17 protein-coding genes are annotated in these 23,312 nt (G+C 50.1%); 10 read left to right on the plus strand and 7 right to left on the minus strand.

Annotation, left to right across the window (positions count from 1 at the left end; translation table 11 throughout):
- Positions 1–121 precede the first annotated feature (121 nt).
- From ACYVUV_RS00075 to ACYVUV_RS00095, 5 genes are all read left to right on the plus strand, one after another.
- Positions 122–781, plus strand: a complete 660-nt coding sequence (locus ACYVUV_RS00075) for an IS607 family transposase (RefSeq protein ID WP_484498847.1) — start codon at positions 122–124, stop codon at positions 779–781.
- Positions 705–2,303 (plus strand): RNA-guided endonuclease TnpB family protein, encoded by a 1,599-nt coding sequence (locus ACYVUV_RS00080; protein WP_484498848.1) that lies wholly within the window; start codon positions 705–707, stop codon positions 2,301–2,303. Before ACYVUV_RS00075 ends, ACYVUV_RS00080 begins: the two co-directional genes overlap by 77 nt.
- Positions 2,304–2,689: 386 nt before the next feature.
- Entirely contained in the window at positions 2,690–3,448 is a 759-nt protein-coding gene (locus ACYVUV_RS00085; protein ID WP_439775902.1) for a tyrosine-protein phosphatase, read from the plus strand.
- 115 nt (positions 3,449–3,563) lie between these two features.
- Complete coding sequence (locus ACYVUV_RS00090; RefSeq protein ID WP_439775901.1) at positions 3,564–4,346, plus strand: tyrosine-protein phosphatase; 783 nt, start codon at positions 3,564–3,566, stop codon at positions 4,344–4,346.
- Complete coding sequence (locus tag ACYVUV_RS00095; protein ID WP_003620452.1) at positions 4,346–4,846, plus strand: O-acetyl-ADP-ribose deacetylase; 501 nt, start codon at positions 4,346–4,348, stop codon at positions 4,844–4,846. The genes ACYVUV_RS00090 and ACYVUV_RS00095 overlap by 1 nt, the downstream gene beginning before the upstream one ends.
- Before the next feature lie 64 nt (positions 4,847–4,910).
- Here ACYVUV_RS00095 and ACYVUV_RS00100 read toward each other — a convergent pair whose 3' ends face one another.
- A complete protein-coding gene (locus ACYVUV_RS00100) occupies positions 4,911–5,828 on the minus strand; it encodes a cytochrome C5 (RefSeq protein ID WP_439775900.1) in 918 nt (305 codons plus the stop codon).
- A 275-nt stretch (positions 5,829–6,103) separates the two neighbouring features.
- Here ACYVUV_RS00100 and ACYVUV_RS00105 point away from each other — a divergent pair, with 275 nt between their 5' ends.
- The 3 genes from ACYVUV_RS00105 (at position 6,104) to ACYVUV_RS00115 (ending at position 13,252) form a co-directional block, all read left to right on the plus strand.
- Positions 6,104–9,886 carry an LPXTG cell wall anchor domain-containing protein gene (locus ACYVUV_RS00105; protein WP_484498849.1) on the plus strand — a complete coding sequence of 1,261 codons (3,783 nt, stop codon included), beginning with the start codon at positions 6,104–6,106 and terminating at the stop codon, positions 9,884–9,886.
- A gap of 518 nt (positions 9,887–10,404) precedes the next feature.
- Complete coding sequence (locus ACYVUV_RS00110) at positions 10,405–11,808, plus strand: class II fumarate hydratase (RefSeq protein WP_439774988.1); 1,404 nt, start codon at positions 10,405–10,407, stop codon at positions 11,806–11,808.
- Between the two features lie 25 nt (positions 11,809–11,833).
- Positions 11,834–13,252 (plus strand): DASS family sodium-coupled anion symporter, encoded by a 1,419-nt coding sequence (locus ACYVUV_RS00115; RefSeq protein WP_439774987.1) that lies wholly within the window; start codon positions 11,834–11,836, stop codon positions 13,250–13,252.
- Positions 13,253–13,425: 173 nt separating this feature from the next.
- Here the strand turns inward: ACYVUV_RS00115 and ACYVUV_RS00120 are convergent, their stop codons facing one another.
- The 3 genes from ACYVUV_RS00120 to ACYVUV_RS00130 form a co-directional block, all read right to left on the minus strand.
- A complete protein-coding gene (locus tag ACYVUV_RS00120; protein WP_484498850.1) occupies positions 13,426–14,958 on the minus strand; it encodes a C69 family dipeptidase in 1,533 nt (510 codons plus the stop codon).
- 277 nt (positions 14,959–15,235) lie between these two features.
- Positions 15,236–16,183 (minus strand): sugar-binding transcriptional regulator, encoded by a 948-nt coding sequence (locus ACYVUV_RS00125; protein ID WP_439774985.1) that lies wholly within the window; start codon positions 16,181–16,183, stop codon positions 15,236–15,238.
- Between the two features lie 169 nt (positions 16,184–16,352).
- Positions 16,353–17,270, minus strand: coding sequence for an aggregation-promoting factor C-terminal-like domain-containing protein (locus ACYVUV_RS00130; RefSeq protein ID WP_484498851.1), 918 nt, complete (start codon positions 17,268–17,270; stop codon positions 16,353–16,355).
- 399 nt (positions 17,271–17,669) lie between these two features.
- On the opposite strand from ACYVUV_RS00130, the gene ACYVUV_RS00135 reads away from it, so the two are divergent.
- Complete coding sequence (locus ACYVUV_RS00135; protein WP_439774984.1) at positions 17,670–20,201, plus strand: M1 family metallopeptidase; 2,532 nt, start codon at positions 17,670–17,672, stop codon at positions 20,199–20,201.
- Positions 20,202–20,273: 72 nt separating this feature from the next.
- On the opposite strand, the gene ACYVUV_RS00140 is transcribed toward ACYVUV_RS00135, so the two are convergent.
- Complete coding sequence (locus tag ACYVUV_RS00140) at positions 20,274–20,906, minus strand: nitroreductase family protein (RefSeq protein WP_439774983.1); 633 nt, start codon at positions 20,904–20,906, stop codon at positions 20,274–20,276.
- A 172-nt stretch (positions 20,907–21,078) separates the two neighbouring features.
- On the opposite strand from ACYVUV_RS00140, the gene ACYVUV_RS00145 reads away from it, so the two are divergent.
- Entirely contained in the window at positions 21,079–21,264 is a 186-nt protein-coding gene (locus ACYVUV_RS00145) for a hypothetical protein (protein ID WP_439775617.1), read from the plus strand.
- Between the two features lie 60 nt (positions 21,265–21,324).
- Here ACYVUV_RS00145 and ACYVUV_RS00150 read toward each other — a convergent pair whose 3' ends face one another.
- Positions 21,325–22,536 (minus strand): L,D-transpeptidase family protein, encoded by a 1,212-nt coding sequence (locus ACYVUV_RS00150; protein WP_439775616.1) that lies wholly within the window; start codon positions 22,534–22,536, stop codon positions 21,325–21,327.
- Positions 22,537–22,630: 94 nt separating this feature from the next.
- Positions 22,631–23,266: a hypothetical protein gene (locus tag ACYVUV_RS00155; protein WP_484498852.1), complete on the minus strand. Its 636-nt coding sequence runs from the start codon at positions 23,264–23,266 to the stop codon at positions 22,631–22,633.
- Between the last annotated feature and the right edge of the window lie 46 nt (positions 23,267–23,312).

Raw genomic sequence — 23,312 nt, forward strand, 5'->3', positions numbered from 1 at the left:
TTTTTGACAGGATGAAGGGTGTGACTGCTAACAATTATTCATTTCATCCGATGCTAAATAGCAACGTTTCTTACCAATTCTTGATATAATATCTATATCGAAAGATTGGAAGGAAGAAACGATGAGCGAATACATGTCCATATCAAAAGCAGCTGAGTACCTTAACGTTGCCAAGTCAACTCTCCGCAATTGGGAAGCTGAGGGATTGATTACGCCGCTTAGAACCGCCTCCAATCAACGTCGCTACACTAAAGAAATGCTAGATGAAGTTCTGCAAGGAAATGTGAAGGCATCTAAGCCTAAGAAGCTACTGACCATCGGCTATTGCCGGGTTTCTTCTGGTCATCAAAAAGAAGATCTCCAAAGGCAGAAGGACGTGGTGTCCAGATATTGCGAAGTCAATGGCTATCAGTTTAAGATCATTCAAGACGTTGGATCTGGTCTCAACTATAAGAAAAAGGGCTTGACAGAGCTGATCAACATGATCTGCAAGAAGCAGTGCGAGCGAGTCGTGGTAAATTACCAAGACCGACTTGTTCGTTTTGGCTTTGAAATGATTGAGACGATCTGCCAGGCAAACGACGTAGAGCTAGTTGTCATCAATCAGACAGACAACGTTGATCCAAATTCAGAACTTGTAGAAGACGTTTTATCTATAATCACTGTTTTCTCAGCTAAGCTGTATGGAAAGAGGTCGCATCAGAATGCAAGAGTCATCCAAGAAAGCAAAAAGCTCTTCAATCAAGCAGACAGTGAAAAAGACTCAGCCCAAGACAGTTAGAGTCTACTCCAAAAAGTTAAGCGATGAAGAATTTGCCAGAATGTCCGACTTCTTTGAAAGATACGGCAGATGTCGGCATTTCTTTTTGAACCGCTACTGCGGCATCAAGTCGATGCTTGCGGTTAATAGCTGGCAGGCCCTGCGCAACCAAGTTCGCAAGTGGGACAAGCCAGTTAAAGGCGCAAAAGGAAAGCTGGAAACAGTCTACAACTTTCAGACCAAGCACTGGGTAGGCGCTCTCCGTGAAGCATGCGCCAACATAAAAAGTATGTGGTCGAATCTGGCTAACCGCTTGAAGAAAGTGATCCAAGGAAATGAAAATCTTTCTGCAGATCAGCGCCACCTTTTGTTCTTTATCTTGAAATTTAAAAGTGCATGGCAAGCCGTTCTTCTTCACAAGCCAATCGATTTGCCGGAAGAATATGCCGAATCTCTTGCCGAGATAGAAACTAAGCTGAAAGACAAGCAAATCAAGCATGCGTACGGCTACCTGCGCCGGATTACGTACCGCTATCACTACCGGGCACGCAAGTCGGGCAAGCTTGGCTCTAGCATGAAGTGTGACTTGAATTGGGCATTTGAGGGAAATATTTTTTCATTCAGTTCAGACGTGCCTAGAAAGCAGTTTTCTGTGGAGATGACCAGCCCGTGGAGTTATCCACGCACCGGCGATATCACAGTAGTGCTTGACCGCATCAAGCAGCGCCTCGAAGTTCATAAGCTGATCACTAGCAAGCGTTACAGTAACAATTCAAAGAAGGCGATCGGCATTGACAAGGGGCTTGCCACCTTGCTTTCCTGCAGCAGCGGCAATGAATATGGTAAAAACTTCAGCAAGCTTGCCAATGCCATCGTTGACAAGTACGGCAAGCGAAACGCAAATCGGCAGCCTTATATGAGTTTGCGCTGGCTGCTCAATCAGCAGCTTGAGCAACTGGAAAAGGCAGACAAACCTTTGTCTAAGACAGCTTCGAAGAAGAAAAGAAAACTGCTTGGCAAGCTTAAGAATCTGGAGCAGAACAATATCGGCAGAAAGTCGTATGGCAAGAGCTACCGCTCAGCGCAAGAAAATGTCAAAAGCTTTATCAACTGTGCGATAAACAGGATGATTGAGACAGAGCATCCAGCAGTCATTGCCAAGGAAGATTTGACGTTCGTAAAAGAAAAAGGCGTCAAATCAGATAACAGCAGATTCGCAAAAAAGATGCGCAAGCGCTTGAATTCATGGACTAAGGGCCAGTTGGATGAACGCATTGAATATCTTTCAAGCAAGAACTCGATTGAAACTCATGATGTCAATCCGGCATATACTTCTCAGTACTGTCCGATCTGCAGGCAGCATTTTGAAGAAAGATACGGCAGTCATCATGAACTGACTAAATGCAAGAAATGCGGCGAGATGAATGCGAACATCGCCGCTGCAAAAAATATATTGAGTAGATTAACTGACGAAGAAATCACGCTTTACACGCCTTATAAGCGAGTTAAGGAGATTCTTGACAGTCGGATAAAAGAAGCATAAAGCAAGTAATACTACAAAGTTGAAGGCTCTAGCATGTAAGAGCAGTCAGCTTTAACGAACTCAGTTCGGGGTATTAAAATCGCGGCTTGACTGCTTCGAGAAGGCATCACGATATGCTTGCCTGCTTTTTTTGCGGGCAAGATGCCTTCAAGACTGCCATGCTAAAAGTTTCCAGTGGGGCAGATAAAAAGCTATTGGATGACGCCATTTGGCGTTGTTTGACAGCCAACCGTACTCACTGACCTTAACTTCAAAAGGTTAAAAATCTGATTTCTTTTGCCAAGTTGAATCTACCCATAGATTTCACTAGAAAGGAATATCAGAAAAACTTACCAATACTGATGTGATTATCAAGATTTAGTAAGTTTTATGATTCGGGATAAAAAATGCCAAAGCGGATCGTAAAATTGGAAGCCGGCTACAACTGCCGGGATTTGGGCGGCTACAAGAGCCAGGACGGCCGGACTGTCAAGTGGGGCCGGCTCTACCGGTCGGGTTCCTTGAGCTACTTGACCAAGGCTGACCAGGCGGAACTGGCCCGGCGGAAGATTGTGGTGGACTGCGATCTGCGCTCCCGGCATGAGCAGGACAACTTCCCTGACAAGCTCTGGCCAGGGGCCAAACTGATCGACGCCCACTTTTACAGCGAGAGCGGGGATGAAGAGGAAGAAGCTGAGGCAGCCTGGGAGAAGTATTCCAGCAAGCTGCCCAAATTGTCCTACCTGGCCATGATCTACCAGCAGAATCTTGTCGCTCCCAGAACGGGCCTGGTGATGCGGGAGATTTTTAAGGAGATGCTGGCTTTGGAAGATGACGATGCCTTGCTCTACCACTGCTCCATGGGCAAGGACCGGACCGGGATGGTGTCGGTGATCGTCTTGATGGCCTTAGGCCTGGATGACCGGGAGATCCTGCGGGACTACCTGCTCAGCCGGGAATACAGCCGGGACTGGGATGAGGCGGATGAAAATGACCGCTTGGGCAAGCAGATTGCCAAGATGAACCAGACCCAGGTCAGCCAGACGGCTTTTTATGGGATTACGGAAACGATCCGGCAGACCTGGGGCGGCTTTGACCGCTACTTTGCCAGCCTGGGCTTTGGCCAAGGAGATTTGGACCGGCTTAGGGACAAGTTTTTGGAATAAGATTTTTTACCGCTCCGCCTTTGGCTGGGGCGGTTTTTTTGCCAAAAAATTACGGGAAAACTAAAATGGAGGGTAGAAGAAATTTTCGCGGATTTTTGGAAAAGAGGGATGCAGAATGGAGATGCAAAGGGTGATTGAGCTGGACATGCCGGTCAACTTCCGTGACCTGGGCGGCTATCAAGGCTTGGACGGCCGCCGGGTCAAGTGGCGGAAGATCTACCGGTCGGCGGCTTTAAACGAGCTGTCGACCAAGGACCGGGTGATTCTGGCCAACCTGCACATTACGGTGGACTGTGACCTGCGGTCCAGCCGGGAGCAAAAAGGGTATCCGGACCAGACCTGGCCGGGGGTCCGTTTTGTGAATATTGGCCTTTATGCTGAAGGGGACCGCTTCAACCAGGCCCATCCTTTCTTGCACTTTTTCCACCATCTGCCGGAATTTGACGACTACCTGCCCAAGATTTACCAGCAGGTTTTGTTAAATGAGCACTCAGAAGAGGGGATCAAGCGGGTTTTTGAGGAGCTGCTGAAACTGCCGGAGGACCAGGCTTTGGTCTACCACTGCGCGGCCGGGAAGGACCGGACGGGGATCATCAGTATTTTGATCTTGATGGCCCTGGGCGTAGACGACAAGACGATCGCTGAGGACTATTTGCTGACGGATGAGCTGTACGATTTTTCCATTGAGAAGCAGCATCCGACTAATGAGAAGCTGTCGCAGGTGATCGCGAAGATGAACGTGACCCGGGGTGAAGGTCCGGCGGTTAAAGGAATCACGGAGACTATCCGGCAGGGCTGGGGCAGTTTTGACAAATTTTTTACCAGAAAACTGGGCTTCAAGCAGGCTGATTTGGAAAAGTTCCGGGAAATGTACTTAGAGGAGGACGAAAAAGACTAATGAATTTGGAAATCTGGCAAGGAGATATCACGACTTTGAAGGTGGACGCGATCGTCAACGCGGCTAACCGGGAATTGCGGGGAGGTGGCGGCGTCGATGGGGCCATCCACCGGGCAGCGGGACCAAAATTAAATGAGGCCTGCCGAGCCCTGGGCAGCTGCGAGACGGGTGAGGCAAAGATCACGCCAGGCTTTAACCTGCCGGCCAAGTACATCATCCATACTGTAGGGCCGGTTTACTCGGGTTCGCATAGCGATCCTCTGCTTTTGGCTGCCTGCTACAGAAACAGCCTGCGGGTGGCCAAGGAAAACGGCCTGCACTCGGTCGCTTTTTCCGCGATTTCAACCGGGGTCTACGGCTATCCGCTGGACGCGGCCAGCAAGGTGGCCTTCGGTGAGGTCCGCAAGTGGCTGAGAGAACACAAGGATTACGAAATGCGGGTCATCATGGTGGCCTACGACGCCCGGACTTACGCCTTGTACCAGAAATTGCTGGGCTAGGAAATGTAGATTTAGAATCAAGCAAAAAAGCTTCAGTAAAGCAATACTGAAGCTTTTTTCATTGCTATTCAAATTCATCTCGTTTGATCTCCCGGTAGATAGCCAGGACGAGGACAAAGACGGCGGAGATGATGGCCGGGTAGACCATGCTGCCGACCTGGACAGCCTTTTCCGCTGCAGCCTGGCTCATCTGGTTTTCCACGGCATATGAGATGACCCAACGGTTCATCAGAGTTGGCGTCAAGGCAAAGGAGATGGTGGAGATCAAGGAGGCCACCGTCATCACGTGCCGGGAGTAAGGCTCTCTGAAGAACTGGGACAAAACGCAGAAGGCTGGGGCGATCATCAAGAGGAAGATCCAGAGGATGATCATGGTACCGGCAGTGGAGTTCATCATCTGCGAGCTGTTAGTGGCGTAGCGGTAGGTCCCCCAAAGAGAGCCCCCGGTCAGCTGATTGAAGAGGTTCAAAAAGTAGGACCCTTGCTGGCCGAAAGTCCCCTGACTGGAGAGCATGTTCTGAACGACGGTCAAACTGTCGGTTGTCCCGGCGCTGGTGAAGTCAACGCTGACGATCTGCCGCATGTAGGCGGCCAGGAACATGATGGTTGAACCCAGAAGCTGCAGGGCCTTGATCATGCTCAGCTTGCGGGAGGCCTTGAGCTTGAATTCCAGACTGAGAACCCGGTTAGGGTGGTGGGAGCGGCCGATCACGAAGATGCCGGCGATGGTCAAGACGATGATGATGGCCAGGCCAATCCACCACTTGGCCAGGATGCAGAAGATGGCCAGGCTGATCATGATGACCGTGACGTATGGGCGGTCAGCGAAGATCTGCCAGAAGTTGAGCCGGACCTTCTGCTCGCTTCTTGAAGCCCCGTCAGTATCCAGGCGGGGAACAGAATTAGGGTTTGCCTGCCGCGTCTGTTTTTGCGCGGTTTGTTCTTGTCTTTCTTGGTACTGTCTGCGCGACATTCTTGCCATGATAAAAAACTTCCTTTCGCAATCACAAGCCTAGCACAAGTTGGCCTGTAAAGGCTCTTTTTTCAGACGGTTTAACTAAAATTATAAGCTAATTACAGATCCTTTGGGCGAAAATAGTTTAGCAGCTTTATTGCATTTTGATGATATTTTTGCCTTTCTAATAGATAAAAGAATCTTTATTTTTCCGATACTTCCCACTTTTCCGGGGATATCTCCATCCTTTATAATTAAATATATATGTGATTTTACTATTTAAGAGTGAAAAGGGGAAAAACATGAAAGCGAGAAGCGAGACCCGGATCAAGCAGATGGCGGCAGTTGCGGCTGCTGGTATTGGGGCAGTCAGCCTGGGCGCGGCAAACTTACCGCAGCCAGTCAGCGCGGCCACTAATGACGTGCAGGCTAGTTCCAGCCAGGATGACTTGAAGACGGCGCAAGAGAACGTTAAGACGGCTGAAGCAGAAAACACGCAGGCTCAACAGGCAGCAGACCAAGCGCAAAGCGCGGTTGCTGACCAGGAAAGTGCCGTCAATGAGGCGCAAAAGGCCAATGAAGCTGCCCAGGCCGATTTGACCACGGCTCAAGACGCGCAAGCAGAAGCTGCTAAAACTACAGAGGCAAACAAGACCACTCAAGCCGCTGATCAAGCCAATTTAGACCAGGCAAAAGAAGCGCAAACTAAGGCAGGGCAAGCCCTCCAGGACGCGCGGAATAATTCAGCTGCTGCCAGCCAAGCGGCCAGCGAGCAGGCAAAAGAGGTCAGCCAAAAGGAAGAGGCAGCAGAGCAAGCCAAAGAGCAGGCAGCTTCCGCCGCTCAAGCTCAAGAAACGGCTCAAAGCCAGGCGGCGCAAAAGTCCGCGGCTAAAGACAAGGCTGCTGCTAATCTTAAAAACGCGCAAGAAAACTTAGCAAAGGCGACTGACCAAGCAAACTCAACACATACTGCCGTAGCGAAGAACGAGCAAGATTTGCAAAACGCGAGCGAAGAGGCAAGTACAGTTCAAAAGGCCAATGATGATGCGGTAAAGGCCCAGGAAACGGCCAAGGCAGCAGAAGAAGAGGCCCAAAAAGCAGCTGATCAAGCTCAAACTGTCTACGATTCAGCCAAGGCCAATGCTGACCAAAAGACAGCCAACCAAGAAGCAGCTCAAAAGGCTTACGATGATGCACAAATTGCCAAGACTGCGGCAGAGACAGAGCAGACCGCGGCCGTCAATGACGAAGCAAAAGCCAAGTCTGCCGTAGATACCGAAGTGGCAACTGAAGTTTTATACAGCGGCGAAGTTCCGGATTTAGAAAAGAAGGTCAAGACCGCGCAAGCCGCTTATAACTACCACAAGAATTTGACGGAAGAGCGGCAGAATACTTTTGAGAATACTTACCAAAAGGCTGTAACTGACGCGGAAGCCAATCTTCAAGCCACCAAAACGGCAGAAGGCGACGTCAACAAGATTGTTTTGCCAGACGGCTTTTTAGAGGCGGCTAAGGAATACTATGCTGCTGACGAAAATAGCAAGGCGGCAGCGGCCCAGAAGCTGTACGAAGTTGGGCAAAAGGGCCTGCCAGGCTTCACCTACAACAACCGCTATATTTCCGCGGCCGCTGATGAAGGCCGGAAGGTGGAATTTGTCGACGGTCAGGTGATGAACGCGGATGACGCTAAGGAACTGACTTTGTACGCGGCTTTCCTGATCAATCCGCTGCGCGAGGCCAATGGCCGGAAGGCTTACAAGGTCAGCCAGAATTCAGTGCAATATTCCAGTGACGTAGCAAAAGAATATGATGCCGACCACTGGCTGCTGGGGACTAGAGGCCACGACGTGCTGGCATTAAACAGAGTAGCAATGGACTACAGCAGCCGCGGCATCTATAGCAACAGCGAATCAGAGAACGCGACCAACGGTTTTGTCTGGCTGAATTACACGCAAGATGAAAAGACCAAGAATCTTGCTGAATACACGGCAGTCAGAAACGCAACTACAAATATGCAGGCCTACACTGGCACGATCAGCATGAACAAGCTTAAGCAGGCGATCTATGAATCAATCTTGGGCTGCCTTGTTGACGACTCCGGGTCAAATTGGGGCCACATGAAGGCCTTCCTTTTTGCCAACCCAACCAGAACGGAATACTTGGGCGTGTCGATCGATCACTACCTGCAGATCCACTTTAACTCAGTCAGCTTCACTAATGACACATCAACTGAATACGAAGTTCCGGCATTAGGGACAGGGGATCGGCAGAAGGTAATTGACGCGATGACTGACCTGTCTAAAAAAGAAGGCGCGCGGGACCAATACCAGTACATTTACCTGGAACCAGAAAAGAAATATCTAGCTACCGCGACTAGCAATCTAGAGACGGCTAATAGTAATCTGCAGGCGGCAAAAGATAAAGTGGCCGCGGCAGATGAAGCTGTAAAGAAGGCACAAGAAGCCTACGCTGCTGCCCAGGAAACGACGGCAGCTAAGACGGAGGCTTTGACCAAGGCGCAAGATCTGGCGACTAAGGCAGAGACTGCTTTGAGCGCGGCCAAGGCAGAAACGGCAACAGCACAAACGGCATTGACCAGCGCTCAGACTGCTTTGACGGAAAAGCAGGCAGCTTTAAAGGAAAAGACTGAAGCAGCAAGTACCGCTGAAGCCGAAGTAAAGAGCACGGCAGAGGCTTTGCAGGCAGCAGAAAGTAAGGTGGCAGATTTGACCGCCAAGCTGGAGGCTGCTAAGGCAGAGGCTGAAGAGAGCGCGAAGAATTTGCAAAGCGCGCAAGCTAGTGTTGACGCGGCTGAAACGGCAGTCGGGGATGCAGAAAAAGCTGCAGCTGACGCAAATGCCGCGGTAGAAGATGCTACGGCAAAAGTGACCACTGCTAATGCGGCCAGTCAAACGGCACAATCTGAATTGGCAACCGCTAAGCAAAAGCTGGCTGACCTGCAGGCAGCAAAGGTTCAAGCAGAGACTGCAGAAACTGCGGCTGCAGAGGCAAAGGCAAATGCTGATGCTCAAGTCAGTGAACTTGCTCTTAAGGCAGAAGAAAGTGCCAAGCTGTCAACTTCTACAGAAAAGGAAGACCAGGCAGTTGAAGACGCTAAGGCTAATGCGGCAAGCACTCAAGCTGCTTTGACCGCGGCAGAAGCTGATTTGGCGGATAAGAAGGAAACGTTGACGAAAGCCAAGGCAAGAGTAGCCGCAACTCTGCACGCTTTGAACCTGGCTAAGGCCCGCCTGGCTGCCTTGGAGGCAACACAGCCAACAGAACCGACGACTCCAACGGAGCCAACCGAGCCAACGACCCCAACGGAACCGACTAAGCCAACAGAGCCGACCAAGCCAACGAGTCCAACGGAACCAACAACTCCAACGGAGCCGACTAAGCCAACGACCCCAACGGAACCGACTGAGCCAACCAAGCCAACGACCCCAACAGAACCGACTAAGCCGACTGAACCGACGAGTCCAACGGAGCCAAGCAAGCCGACTGAACCGACTAAACCGACTAAACCGACTGAACCTACCACACCGACTGAGCCGACGACTCCAACGGAACCGACTAAGCCGACTGAACCGACGACTCCGACGGAAGAACCAACTAAACCAAGTACAGAACCGTCAACGGATCCATCTACTAAGCCAAGTACTGAGCCATCAACAGAGCCAAATACGGAACCATCGACCGAACCGTCTACTGAGCCAACGACAGAACCGACTACCGAGCCGTCCGCAGAACCATCTACTGAACCAACTGATACTGAAGAACCAGCTGATACAGATGAAGATACTGACGGCGGTGACGTTGTGACTATAGTGAACACGGATGAAGAGCCAGCAACTAAGTCAGCTGCTAAGACTCCAGCTCCTGTGACTAAGTCAGCTGCAAAAGCACCAGCCGCTGAAGCTGTTGCTAAGTCTGCTTCCGCAGCAAAGACTCCAGCCGCGGCTCAGCTCCCGCAAACCGGTGAGAAGGACGCTAAGACCGGCTTCTTGGCAGGTATTCTTTCTCTGCTGGCAGGTATTTCTCTCTTTGGCTTCAGCTTTAAGAAAAGAAAGCAGGAAAAGTAAGTCCTGATTTCCTAAAAATCAGTCCATAAACAAAGAGCTCCAGAAGCGTTTAGCAACTTCTGGAGCTTTTTGTCTTCCTTGTATTTTTGCGTTTGTGCCGGGGGATGTATGACTGAAAAAATCTGTTTTTTCCGCTATGCTCATTTTGCGCATTCTTCTTAAGAACAGTGAAAGCGTATTATTATAAGAAGGAACTGTCTAAATCACTTTTAGCAAATGAACATTTCACAAGTTACATTTTTCATTAACTCCCTGTAAAAAATAGGCCAAAAAATTTTCCCTACGTCAAATTAAATTGCGAAATACTTCTAGCAACCGCTTACTTCAGCTTGAAAACTTTTACATTTTAAGAATTTTGCCAAAAAATTGTTCAAATTTCAAAAAATAGACAGCCCTTGAAATTCTTTAAAAAACAACAAAAAGCTGTGTCATTTTTAACAAAATTCAAAAAAGCCGTTATATAATGCAAGTAGTTAAGCAAGATTTTTGTAAAAGTTTATTGTAAGGAGATTTGTAAGATGGCAGAACAAGAATACCGTATTGAATCAGACACGATCGGTGAAGTTAAGATTCCTAAGGAAGCTCTCTGGGGCCCGCAAACTGAAAGAAGCCGCAACAACTTCCCATCCGGCGAATTGATGCCATTGGCTATCATCCGTGCTTTCCTGCACTTGAAGAAGGCTGCTGCTGAATCAAACGTTGAAGTTGGCGATGAACCAGCTGAAAAGGGACAAGCAATCGAAGAAGCTATCGACCAATTGCTGGCTCTTAGCGACGAAGACTTGCGCAAGGACTTCCCACTTCACGTATTGCAAACTGGTTCAGGTACTCAAACCAACATGAACGTCAACGAAGTTGTTGCCAACCTGGCTAACAAGCTTCACCCAGGCTTGAACATCCTGCCAAACGATGACGTCAACCGTGGCCAAAGCTCAAACGACACTTACCCAACTGCAATGAACATCGTTGCCGTTGAAGCTGTCGACAAGCTGGAACCAGCTATTCAACACTTGATTGACGAACTTAAGGTAAAGCAAGACAAGTACTGGAAGACTGTCAAGGTTGGCCGCACCCACCTGCAAGACGCTACTCCTTTGACTTTCGGCCAAGAAGTTTCCGGCTACATCTCAGCCTTGAAGCATGACCTGGCCTACATCCAAGAATTGAAGCCAAGCCTTTACGAATTGGCTATCGGTGGTACTGCCGTAGGTACTGGCTTGAACGCTGCTCCAGGCATGACTGAAGCAATCGCCGGCAAGCTGTCAGAAGTTTACGGCCACGAATTCAAGGTTGATACCAACAAGTTCTGGGGCCTGGCTCACCACTCAGCTTTGAGCGTAATGCACGGCGCCTTCAAGACTTTGGCCAACGACATGTTCAAGATTGCCCAAGACATCCGCTTCCTGGCTTCTGGCCCACGTGCCGGCTACGGTGAACTGAACATCCCAGCCAACGAACCAGGCTCATCAATCATGCCAGGCAAGGTTAACCCAACACAAGCTGAAGCCGTAACCATGGCTGTAGCCCGCGTATTGGGCAACGACGTAACCATCAACTTCGCTGCCAGCCAAGGCAACTTCGAAATGAACGTCTTCAAGACTGTCATGATCGCTGCCTTCCTGGAATCAGCTGAAATCCTGGCCGGCACTATCACTGGCTTCGCTGACAAGATGATCCACGGTTTGACTGTCAACGAACAAAGAATGGACGACCTGCTGGAAAACTCCTTGATGACTGTTACTGCTCTGTCACCAAAGATCGGCTACCACGAAGCTGCCGTAATCGCCCAAACTGCTCAACGCGAAGGCACGACCTTGAAGGAAGCTGCCCTCAAGAGCGGCAAGGTAACTGAAGAACAATACGATGAATGGATGGACTACATGGCCATGACCAACATCGACCGGACTAAGCCGGAAGAATAGTCTTTTTCAAAAAGCGGGAGAAAAAATGTTAGCAAAAGTTAATTACAAAGGCTTCATCTGGCCTTTGATCATCGGAATTGGGCTCTTCCTGCTCACTCCTTTGCGTCCGGCAACCATCACCGTTGCCGGCTGGCACATGTTCGCCATCTTCCTTGCGACGATCATTGCCTGCATCACCAAGCCTCTGCCAATCGCCGGGGTATCTATCATCGCCTACGTCATCATCATCGGCCTGGGCCTGGTCCAAATGAAGCCAGCCCTGTCAGCCTTCGCTGACTCAACTCCATGGACCATCGCCATGGCCTACATGATTGCCCGGGGCTTTACCAAGACTGGCTTGGGCCGGCGGATCGCCTTGATCTTCGTCCGGGCCTTCGGTAAAAAGACTTTGGGTCTGGCCTACTCCTTGTCCATGATCGACCTGGTCGTTTCACCAGCCACCCCAAGCAACACTGCCCGGTCTGGTGGGATCGTTTTGCCAATCATCGAATCCTTGTCCGACACCTTCGGTTCCAAGGTTTCTGATGGTACGGAAGACAAGATCGGTTCTTACCTGGTCTTCAACGAATTCCACGCCAACACGATCTCATCCAGCCTCTTTATGACCGCCTCAGCTCCTAACGTGGCCGCGGTTGGTCTGGCAGCGGCTAACGGGGTCAAGATTTCCTGGTTCGGCTGGGTAGCAGCCGCTATCGTGCCAGCCTTGATCTCCTTCATCTTAGTGCCAATCATCATCTACAAGATGTACCCGCCTAAGATCAAGGAAACTCCTAACGCTAAGGAATGGGCTGACGGCCAGTTGAAGGAAATGGGCGCCATGAAGGCCTCTGAAAAGGTTATGATGGCTGTCTTCATCCTGGCTCTTGTCTTGTGGATGCTGTCCAGCTTCATCGGCCTGGACGCTACCTGGGTAGCCTTCCTGGCAACCGCGCTTCTGCTGGTAACCGGGGTTTTGACTACCAAGGACATGCTGAGCGAAACTGGTGCCTGGAACGTTGTCGTTTGGTTCTCAATCCTGATCTTCATGGCTAACCAACTGAGCCTTAAGGGTGGCGTGATTCCATGGCTGCAGGCTTCCATCAAGTCTGTTATCGGTGGCATGTCACCAGTTCTGGTCATGGCTATCCTGGTTCTGGTTTACTTCTACAGCCACTACCTCTTTGCCTCCGGCACGGCTCACGTTGTTGCCATGTACGCTCCGCTGCTCTTGATTGCCAAGAGTGCCGGCGTACCGGTAATGTTTGCGGCTATCATGCTGGGGATGACTGGGGCGATCTTCCAGTCAACCACCCACTACTCATGTGGGCCGGCAACCGCCCTCTTTGCCCCAGGCTATGTTAAGCAGACTGACTGGTGGAAGATGTGCTTCGTTTTGGGTCTCTTCTACCTGGTAGTCTACGGCGGCATCGGCGGCTTGTGGATGAAGCTGATCGGCCTGTGGTAAAAGTTTAAAAGCAAGTTTGAAAAGTACTTGTAAGTAAAGTAAAAGTTTGTAAGTGAAAAGGCAGCTCCAGAATGGAGCTGCCTTTTTCGTGCGGTTTAAAATATCGATGTTGCTATTTTTACTTGTTAAAATGTTTCTTGTTTACAGTTACTATGGAGATTACGGCAATAAAATTACTTGTTGAAAGTGAGCTTGGATTTGGTCATTGGCGCCAGCTTGTTAGAGTGGACGATCAGGCTCTTGTTCATGGTCTGCCACTTGCCTTGCGCGTAGTCAGCGTTCTTCTGGTTCTGTTCAGTCAAGTAGGCCGTCAGCTTGTCACCGGACAAAGTCTTGGCTGCCTTGTCGCTTTGGGCCAGGTTGGCCGCCAGCTGCTTAGTTACGGCCTTCTTGGTTGGATTAACGTCCTTGTAGATCAGGTCCGTCTTCTTGCCAGTTGCGCTGTCGATAAACTTCTTGTGCTTGTATGCTTCAACCACCATGGCCGTGGTCTTGTAAGTCCAGTAGGCAGACTTGGTATTAGTCGGGTCCTGGTAGTCGCCGTCAACCTTGTACTGGCTTGGCGTGTCGCTGATGTTGGTGTAGAAGGGCAGGTAGACGCTGGTCGCCGGGGAGGCCATGGCCAGCCACTGGATAGCAGCGTATTCCTTAGGTACATTGTTTCTGATCTGCAGGATATGGGATTCTACGTCAGTTGGCACGTTGATTGGCCGGTAGCCGCCCTTCCACTTGCCGTAGCTGGAGTACTTGGTTCCCGTAAAGTGGGAGGAAAGTACCTGGCCAACCTTGCCTGGGCTGACCTTCTTGTCCGGCTTAAGGAAGAGGGTGTAGGACTTCTTGGTAATTGACTGCTTCTTGCTTGGCGTCAAGATTCTCTGCCCGTCCCACATTCTCGGCCGGTTGTAGATGGCGTCGGTCTTGTCGTTGGTACCAAAAGCCTTGGCGTAGTTGACCGTGCCTTTTGCATAGCCGGCCAGCTTGATCTTCTTGTTCTTGGACCAGGCCTTGACCTTCTTGACCAGGTTGCTTGAAGCCATGTAGTTCTTAGAGTCCTTGAGGTTGAGCTTGCCGATCACCATTTGGTTAGGGATGACGGCGTACTTGTTGTCTGGAACTCTGACGGCTGCCCAGGTGTGGCCGGAGCCGATTTCCATGTACCAGATTTCGTTCTTGTCGCTGAAGATGACCCCGTTGTTTTCGGCGCTGCCTTGCTTTTCAACGATCTGGCCCAGGCGCTGGACGCCTTCCTTAGCAGAGTGGATGTAAGGCAGGACCACGTCCAGCATGGAAGCTTCGGAGATCCCGTTCTTGACCAGTTTGTCAGCTTTCACCCCCTTCTTGTTGGTCGTAGCTGATTCCGTAGCACTCATGGCCACGTTTTCGCTGTTGATCCCGCTCTCACCAAAAATCCACTGGCCATTTTCCTGCTCGCCGTCTGGCGTGCTGGTATAGCGCAGGGCCGTCTTTGGCAGGCTGGTCTTGAAGCCGTTGTCTTCAGAAACATAAGTGGTCGGGCCATTGCTGGTTGCCTGGTGAACATAGAAGTGCTTGGACCAGGCGCCCACGTCTTCATTGCGGGCGACCAGGGTTGATCCGTCGGTCGTGGCCTTCTTGCCAACTACTACAGTCGTGCAGGCCTTGACAGGCGAGGCGGTAAAAGCAGCTGCCAGGCCCAGGGCACCAGCAGCCAAAATAAACTTACGCATGATATTTCCCCCTATCAAACATAATCCTATCAATCACACAGCAGCGCTTGTTAGCGCTTACCAAAAGAAATCATAAGCCTTTTGCCATTAAATTACAACCCTATACGAAAAGCTAAGCTGCTTTATTAAGAAGCAACTGGGCAGGAAATTATTAGAAAATGAGAAAGACTTTTACATGTGAAATAGGGGATAGCCAGATTATACCGGTTGAAAAATGGACCGGCTCTTTTTCGGAGCTGGTCCTTTTGCCTGCTAAGCAGTGGAAATAATTAATTTTTTACCGGCTGCCTTCTTCTTGCAGCTGCAGGACCCGGTCAGCGATGCTTTCGCTGGTGACCAGGTGGGTGATGATGCCGGACTTGAGGGCGCCCAGGAGGGCTTCAGACTTGAAGCGGTCGTTGACCACGACGAAGCGGACGGGGGTCTTGACGATCTGCTGGTCGGAAATGCCGATGATCTTGTCAGTAATTGAGCTGAAGAAGTGGCCATCATGGTCGTATGGCCGGCCGAAGATCATGCCGGAAATGTTCTTTTGGTGGATGTTCTTAAAGAGGAGGCTTTCGTATTTTTCATGCAGGAAGCTTTCTTCTTCAAAAGCCTGCAAGGTGCCCAGGCTGGCCACCAGGAGGTCCATATTGTCATAGAGCTCATCCAGCTTCTCGTAAAAAGGCTCCTTCTTGATCAAGTTGACCAGGTCGGGGTTGGAGGAGTAAAGGGGAGCTGGCAGGGCGCGGAACTGGCCCCCGCATTGGGCAGCAGCGACGCTTTCCAGCGGATTCTTGCGCCCGCTGCCCTGGAGGGGATAGCCAACCAGCTGGACGAAGGTCAGGTCATCATTTTTGACATCCGTAAAGGAGTTGATGATGTCGAGCATGGTCGTCCCCCAGGTGATGCCGACGTTTTTGCTGGACTGCATGTAGCTCTGGATCTGTTCAGCCGCGAAGCTGACGATCTTTTCGCTGTCCTGGTTCTTGGTCTCCAGCTTCTTTAAGATAAAGGCTTCCTTGAGGCCAAACTGTTGGCGAAAGGTCTTTTCCAGGCCGGGATTCCGCTTGGCTCCTTCCTTGATATTGATCTGGACGATGCCGGTCTTTTCCGCGTCGTTCAAAGCTTTGTCAATAAGGTAGCGGGACAGGTTGTACTTGGCGGAAATTTCGGCGATGTTGAGTTTGCTGATGTAGTAGTCGTGTGCGATGTTTGCAAGCTGGTCGTTGCTGAGCTGCATGATTTCCTCCCAATTTTAGACATTTCAAAGACTATTTAAATATTGTAAAGCAAAAGGTCACTTTTGTAAAATAAGTAAAAAGGTATCACTTTTTGAAAAAGACAAAAAGCTAAAAAAGAGCAAAAAAGAAGGGGGAATCAAGCGATTCCTCCTTCGTCATTGTCTGATTTTAGTACCAGTTATGAGCCAGCCAGAATCTCTTGGCGTTGACCCATGAGCCGTAACGGCCGTATACGTAGCGGTCAGCAGTCCGTTCTTGATTTGCCTTGGACAGGTTGCCGCCCAGGTAGGAGATCAAGAGTTGGTAGCGGCCGTAACAGTTGCCGTTTCTGGCAGTGTAGGAACCGCCTGATTCCCGCATAGCGATCCAGTACTTGGCTGCCTTTTCAGCTGACTTCTTAGCAGCCTTCTTCTTTGCGGCAGCTTTCTTCTTGGCAGCGGCCTTTCTCTTAGCGGCGGCTTTCTTAGCAGCAGCCTTTTTCTTGGCAGCGGCTTTCTTTGCGGCAGCCTTCTTAGCGGCAGCGGCCTTCTTGGCAGCAGCTTCAGCAGCCTTCTTAGCCGCGTCGTCTTGCTGGTCAGTTGAGCTTTGGCTTGAAGCTGAACTTTGGTCAGCGGCTTGGCTTTGGTCAGCGCTGGCAGTTACAGCTGCGGTAGCAGACTTAGTGGTCTTCTTGGCAGCCTTCTTAGCTTTCTTAGTTGCCTTCTTCTTAGTAGTCTTCTTAGCAACCTTCTTGGTAGACTTCTTCTTTGAAGTCTTCTTGGTCTTCTTAACAGCCTTCTTCTTGCTCTTCTTAGTAGTCTTCTTGGCCTTCTTAGTGGTCTTCTTTACCGTGTTAGTAGAAGTAGAAGTGCTTGAGCTGGTTGAGCTTGCTGAAGCAGCAGTAGCTGAGCTTTGATTGGCAGCGCTAGACTGGCTTGCGGCCTGGTCTTGGCTGGCTTGCTTGTCTTGACTAGTTGCAGTTGCTGACTGTTGGGTAGAATTTGCGTCATTGGTTGCCGCTGAAACGTTAGCGGCGGGAGCAACCACGAGGGCAGCTGCAAAAGCAGTTGCTGATAAAACTTTCTTGAAATTACGTTTGAACTTCATATGGTAGAAACTCCTCACTTGCTTCTCTTAAAAACTAAGTCTATGCTACTAAAGGAATATTACAGGAACGTTACAAAACGACCACAGCTCGTTAACAATCTGGTAAAATGAACAATTTTTTGGCAAAAATGTCATAAAAAAGCAGAAAAGAGGGCCAAAATTATCATTTTAAGCGCTTTAAATTAGTCGAACGAATAAGTAACATTAGTAACAATTGTCAAGAGAATGACATAAAGTGGAATTTACTTCAAACTATTATTTCAAAAATGGAATTAATTGTTAGGGCAAAATCCAGATATTTTGCATTAAAGCGGCTTTATTTCGGCTTTTTTGCTAGAATAGAGAAGTGTGAATACAAAATATCGCGGGAAAATCTGCCGCGGATTATAGGAGGAAACAATGGCTGTTAAGCGCTTTTACGAAACATTCCATCCAGATCACTACGATCTGTACATCGACGTTGACCGGGCAGCAAGATCTTTCTCAGGGACTTCCACCATCCATGGTGAAATCCAGGAAGAAACTGTCTTGGTCCACCAAAAGTACATGACCATCAGCAAAGTCACGGTTGACGGCAAGGAAGTGCCGTTTACCTTCGGCGACGACTTTGAAGGCATCAAGATCGAAGCCGGCAAGACCGGGGAAGCGGTCATTGCGATCGACTACTCAGCTCCATTGACTGACACCATGATGGGGATCTACCCGTCCTACTACCAAGTTGACGGCGTCAAGAAGGAACTGATCGGGACCCAGTTTGAAACTACTTTTGCCCGGGAAGCCTTCCCATGTGTCGACGAACCAGAAGCTAAGGCAACCTTCTCCCTGGCCCTGAAGTTCGACGAACACGAAGGCGAAACTGTCCTGGCCAACATGCCGGAAGACCGGGTAGAAAACGGCGTTCACTACTTTAAGGAAACTGTCCGCATGTCCAGCTACCTGGTTGCTTTTGCCTTTGGTGAAATGCGGTCATTGACCACCCACACCAAGAGCGGGGTTTTGATCGGGGTTTACTCAACTCAAGCCCACACTGAAAAGGAACTGACCTTCTCATTGGACATTGCCAAGCGGGCAATCGAATTCTACGAAGACTTTTACCAAACTCCATATCCGCTGCCGCAATCACTGCAGCTGGCCCTGCCTGACTTCTCAGCCGGCGCCATGGAAAACTGGGGCCTGGTAACCTACCGGGAAGCCTACCTGCTTTTGGACCCGGACAACACCACTTTGGAAATGAAGAAGCTGGTTGCGACTGTGGTGACCCACGAACTGGCCCACCAATGGTTCGGCGACCTGGTAACCATGGAATGGTGGGACAACCTCTGGCTGAACGAAAGTTTCGCCAATATGATGGAATACCTGTCAGTTGACCACCTGGAACCTAACTGGCACATCTGGGAAATGTTCCAGACTTCTGAAGCAGCGGCTGCCTTGACCCGGGATGCAACCGACGGGGTACAGTCAGTGCACGTGGAAGTCAACGACCCGGCTGAAATCGATGCCCTCTTTGACGGGGCGATTGTTTACGCCAAGGGTTCAAGAATGCTGGTCATGGTCCGGTCACTTTTGGGCGACGAAGCTTTGAGAAGGGGCCTTAAGCGCTACTTTGACGAGCATAAGTTTGGCAACGCGGCCGGTGACGACCTCTGGGATGCCTTGTCAACGGCTACTGACTTGAACATTGGGAAAATCATGCACACTTGGCTGGACCAGCCTGGCTACCCAGTGGTGAATGCTTTTGTTAAGGACGGCCACTTGAAGCTGACTCAGAAGCAATTCTTCATCGGCGAAGGCAAGGAAGTCGGCCGCAAGTGGGAAATTCCGCTTAACGCCAACTTTAAGGCACCGAAGATCATGTCAGAAACTGAAATCGACCTGGGCGACTACCAAGCTCTTAGAGAAGAAGCTGGTCACGCTCTGCGCTTGAACGTGGGCAACAACTCTCACTTCATCGTGAAGTACGACCAGACTTTGATGGACGACATCATGAAGGAAGCCAAGGACTTGGACCCAGTTTCCCAATTGCAATTGCTGCAAGACCTGCGGCTTTTGGCAGAAGGCAAGCAGGCTTCATATGCTGACGTGGTACCAGTTCTGGAACTCTTCAAGAACTCAGAAAGCCACATTGTTAACGACGCTTTGTACACGACTGCTGCTAAGCTGCGGCAATTTGCCCCAGCCGGCAGCGAAGCCGACAAGAACCTGCGGGCTTTGTACAACGACTTGTCCAAGGACCAAGTTGCCCGTTTGGGCTGGCTGCCTAAGGCAGGGGAAAGCGATGAAGACATCCAGACCCGGCCATACGTTTTGTCCGCAAGTCTTTACGGCCGCAACGCTGATTCAGAAAAGCAAGCCCACGAAATCTACGTGGAATACGCTGATAAGCTGGCAGAATTGTCCGCAGACATCCGGGCTTACGTTTTGATCAACGAAGTTGAAAACTACGGGTCAAGCGAATTGACTGACAAGCTGATCGGTTTGTACCAGGCAACTAGCGACCCATCATTCAAGATGGACTTGGAAGCCGCGATCGTGAAGAGCAAGGACAAAGGCGAACTGAAGAAGATTGTATCCTGGTTCGAAAACGCAGAAATCGTTAAGCCACAGGACCTGCGCGGCTGGTTCAACGGCGTTTTGTCCAACCCGGCGGGTGAACAGCTGGCCTGGAATTGGATCAGAGACGAATGGGCATGGATGGAAAAGACGGTCGGCGGCGACATGGAATTCGCTACCTTCATCACTGTCATCTCCCGCGTCTTCAAGACTCAGGAACGCTATGACGAATACAACGCCTTCTTTACTGACAAGGAAAGCGACATGCTGCTGAACCGGGAAATCAAGATGGACCGGAAGGTCATCGCTACTCGGGTAGACTTGATTGCCAGTGAACAAGCTGACGTCAACGCCGCGGTTGCTGCTGCCTTGCAGAAGTAATTAAATAGAGCATAAGAAAACTGTTTCCGGTGAGAGTTGGAAACAGTTTTTTGTATGTATTCAAAATAAGATTTAGGCGAATTCCGTTACGTCTTTTACATCATAACGGACAGTATCTGGAACAACTTCGCTTGGGTCTGGCTTGCCAATAGAGATGGCCATCACTGGAATGTATTGTTCTGGGTCCAAGCCAAATTCTGCCGCAGCTTTGCTTGCGTCATAGCCAGCCATTGGGTTGGTTTCGTAGCCATGTTCACGGGCAACCAGCATCAGTTGCATGGAGACAAGTGAGGCATCAACCATTGCATCTGCGACTAACATTTGCCGGTCAGCTTTCTCGTAAAGCGGAAGGAAGGTGTTAACCGCGGCGTCACGGGCTTCCGGGGTGACCTTCTTGGCTTCAACCATGCCATTCCACAGGTCACGGTACTTCAGATATGACTTGGTGTTGCCGAAGACCATGATGGTAGCAGGAGCCGTGTCAACCTGTTGGTAGTTGAACGGCATCAAGAAGTCATGAAGCTTTTCTTTGCCTTCAGGCGTGTCGACGATAACGAAGTGCCAGGATTGCAGATTGCAGGCGCTTGGGGCAGAGATGGACTCATTAATGATTTCCAGCAATTCGTCACGGGAAATCTTAACGCTGGAATCATAGTGCCGGATAGACTTTCTATTTTGCATGATATCTTTAAAATCGTTGTTCATTGTGTTTACCTCAAAGAATGGAAGATTGTATTTACACTTACATTGTAACCGATTGCACATGATAAACAAGCAAGTTTTTGGGGAAATATTTTGTATCATCCGGCTTGAAGAAAGCGCTATAATATAGATGGTAAGAAATGGTCAGAGATGTGTGAGAAATAAGGTGAGCAAAATGAAGATGAAACATGCTAAGAGAATCGCCCTTTTGCTGGCTTTAGGCTATGCTGGTGGCCAGGCTTTGAAGCGGTCAGCTCCGTTCTTGAAGGGCGTGCAGGCAGGGATCCTCATGGAGAAGGGGAAGAGAAAGCTCAAGGAGAGCGAACCTGTCCAGAAACTGAGGGAATTAACTGATAAATAGAAAACACATCAAAAAAGGATCTAGCTTCCACAAAGAAGATAGATCCTTTTTCATATGCTCTTAGTAAACGATCACAGGCATGTGCACCTTAACCGCGTCCCAAACGGACTTGATTTCACTAGGCCGGATGTTAACGCAACCGTGTGACCCGCCTTCCAGGTAGGCCGTGCTTGACCAGTCGGTCCGCCATGACGCGTCGTGCAGCCCGCAGCCGCTCAAAGTAAACGGCATCCAGTAGCTGACCTTGGAAGCGTAGTTCGACCCGTCGTCGTTCTGCCCCTTCAAAGTAGCGTCCTGTTGCTTGTACATGATGTACCAAACCCCAGTAGGCGTAGCGTTGTCGCCCTTGTTGGCCGTCCCCGTAACCACGTCAGATACAGTTACGACCACCTTGCCGTTGACAACCACCCACATGTCCTGGCTGGCGATTGATACAACCACATAGCTGTTGCCCAGCCCGTTGTTGCTCTTGCCATAGCCCAAACCTTGCGTGGTGTAGCCTTCGCCATAGATGTGGTTCTTCCCGTCAATGGTCTTCTTGCCGCTCTCATAAGCTGCCAGAACCGCCTTCTTAGCGCTGGCCGTCCAGATCCCCCAGCCGTAGCTCTGGTTGGTAACGGTGATGGTTGACCCGGCAGGAGTCTTGAACTTGTAGCTCTTGCCCAAAGTCTTGACTTCCTTGTCCATGGCGTTAAGCTTGCTCGTCAGCTTGCTGGTGTCGTCATAGTGAACAGCGCCGTTGTAGTAGCTGACTTGAGTCAAGTAGTCCTTAGCCGCCAGGGTAAAAGTCTTCCCAGCTACAGAGTAGTCCACGCTGGCCGAGGTAATCGCCTTCAGCTTGCTCTTGCCCTTCTTCAGAGCCGTGTTTTCGTAAGTGTAGCTCTTGTTGGTCGGCAGTTGGGTGTACTGCTTGTCAAAGTACTTCTGGACCTTTTCCTTGCTGATGGTGGTCAGCTTGCTGTCTCTGACAGCACTGATCTTACCATCCTTGTAGACCAGCTTGTTGACGGCCTTGGCCTGGATCTTCTTGACCGCTTGGTCAACCGTCAGCTTGCCTACCTTGACGCCATAAATGGTGACGTTGGCGTTGAAGTGCTTCTTGTTGTATGCCACCTGCTTCTTGTTCTCCGCCAGAACCGTTGCCTGGTGCTGCTGGTAGGCATTGTGTCCCCAAATGCCCGCGCAGGCTAAGGCGATAACCGCCACGCCCGCGATAATCAGGTATTTGCTGCCTTGAGTGTTTTTCTTCCGGTAGTCTTTGCGAGAAGTCATTAATAACTCCAATCTGTTCATTCAAAAGATTGTGTTCAGTATAACACGAATCGCTTAGCGATTAAAATGTACGGAGGGATTTTTTAATATGAATTTAAAATTTTGTCTCCGCGATATCGTCCTCCGGCCGGTGGCCTTGAATCCGGACCAGCTGCCAGGCAAAAGGACTTTCCTGCTGCTTTAACTGAACTGTCAAGACGCCTGCTTCAAAAACAAAAGCACATTCTTCCCGGCCGTCAATCCATTCAATCCGGTTTGGCTCTTCCGTCAAGCCAGTCACCTTGACCTCTGCAGGATAAGGGGCCTTTAAGAAAAGGTAGACTTGATATGGCGCGTGCCGGTTGGTCAAGACGAAAGCATCTTCCGCGTCAGCTGATAATTCGCTGGCTTGCCCTTCATTAACCGCGTGGCCAAACTTGTGCATCCAGCTGTTTAAGGCCTCTAAAGCCGCCTGGTCAGCTTCGTCTGCGGCATCCACGTCAATCACCAGTGCCTGGCTATTCTTTCTTGCAGCTACCAAAGCGTCCACGACTTCATCTGCCTTGTAGTGTCTGCCGCTTTGCTCTGGCAGGTAGGCAATGGTGTACTTTTCACAGGCTGCCTGTAATTCTTCCGGGCCGCTGACGGCGCGGGCACCGATGTCTCTTGCCCGGCGGACCAGAGCATCCGCGTTTACATTTTCCCCACTTGGGTTAAAATTTAAGATAATCGCAAAATCAGGGTTGATCATTGCTTGCTCCTCCTTATTGTTAAACACATGTTTTATTTTACTAAAT

It is taken from the genome of Lactobacillus sp. WILCCON 0149, assembly GCF_057197965.1.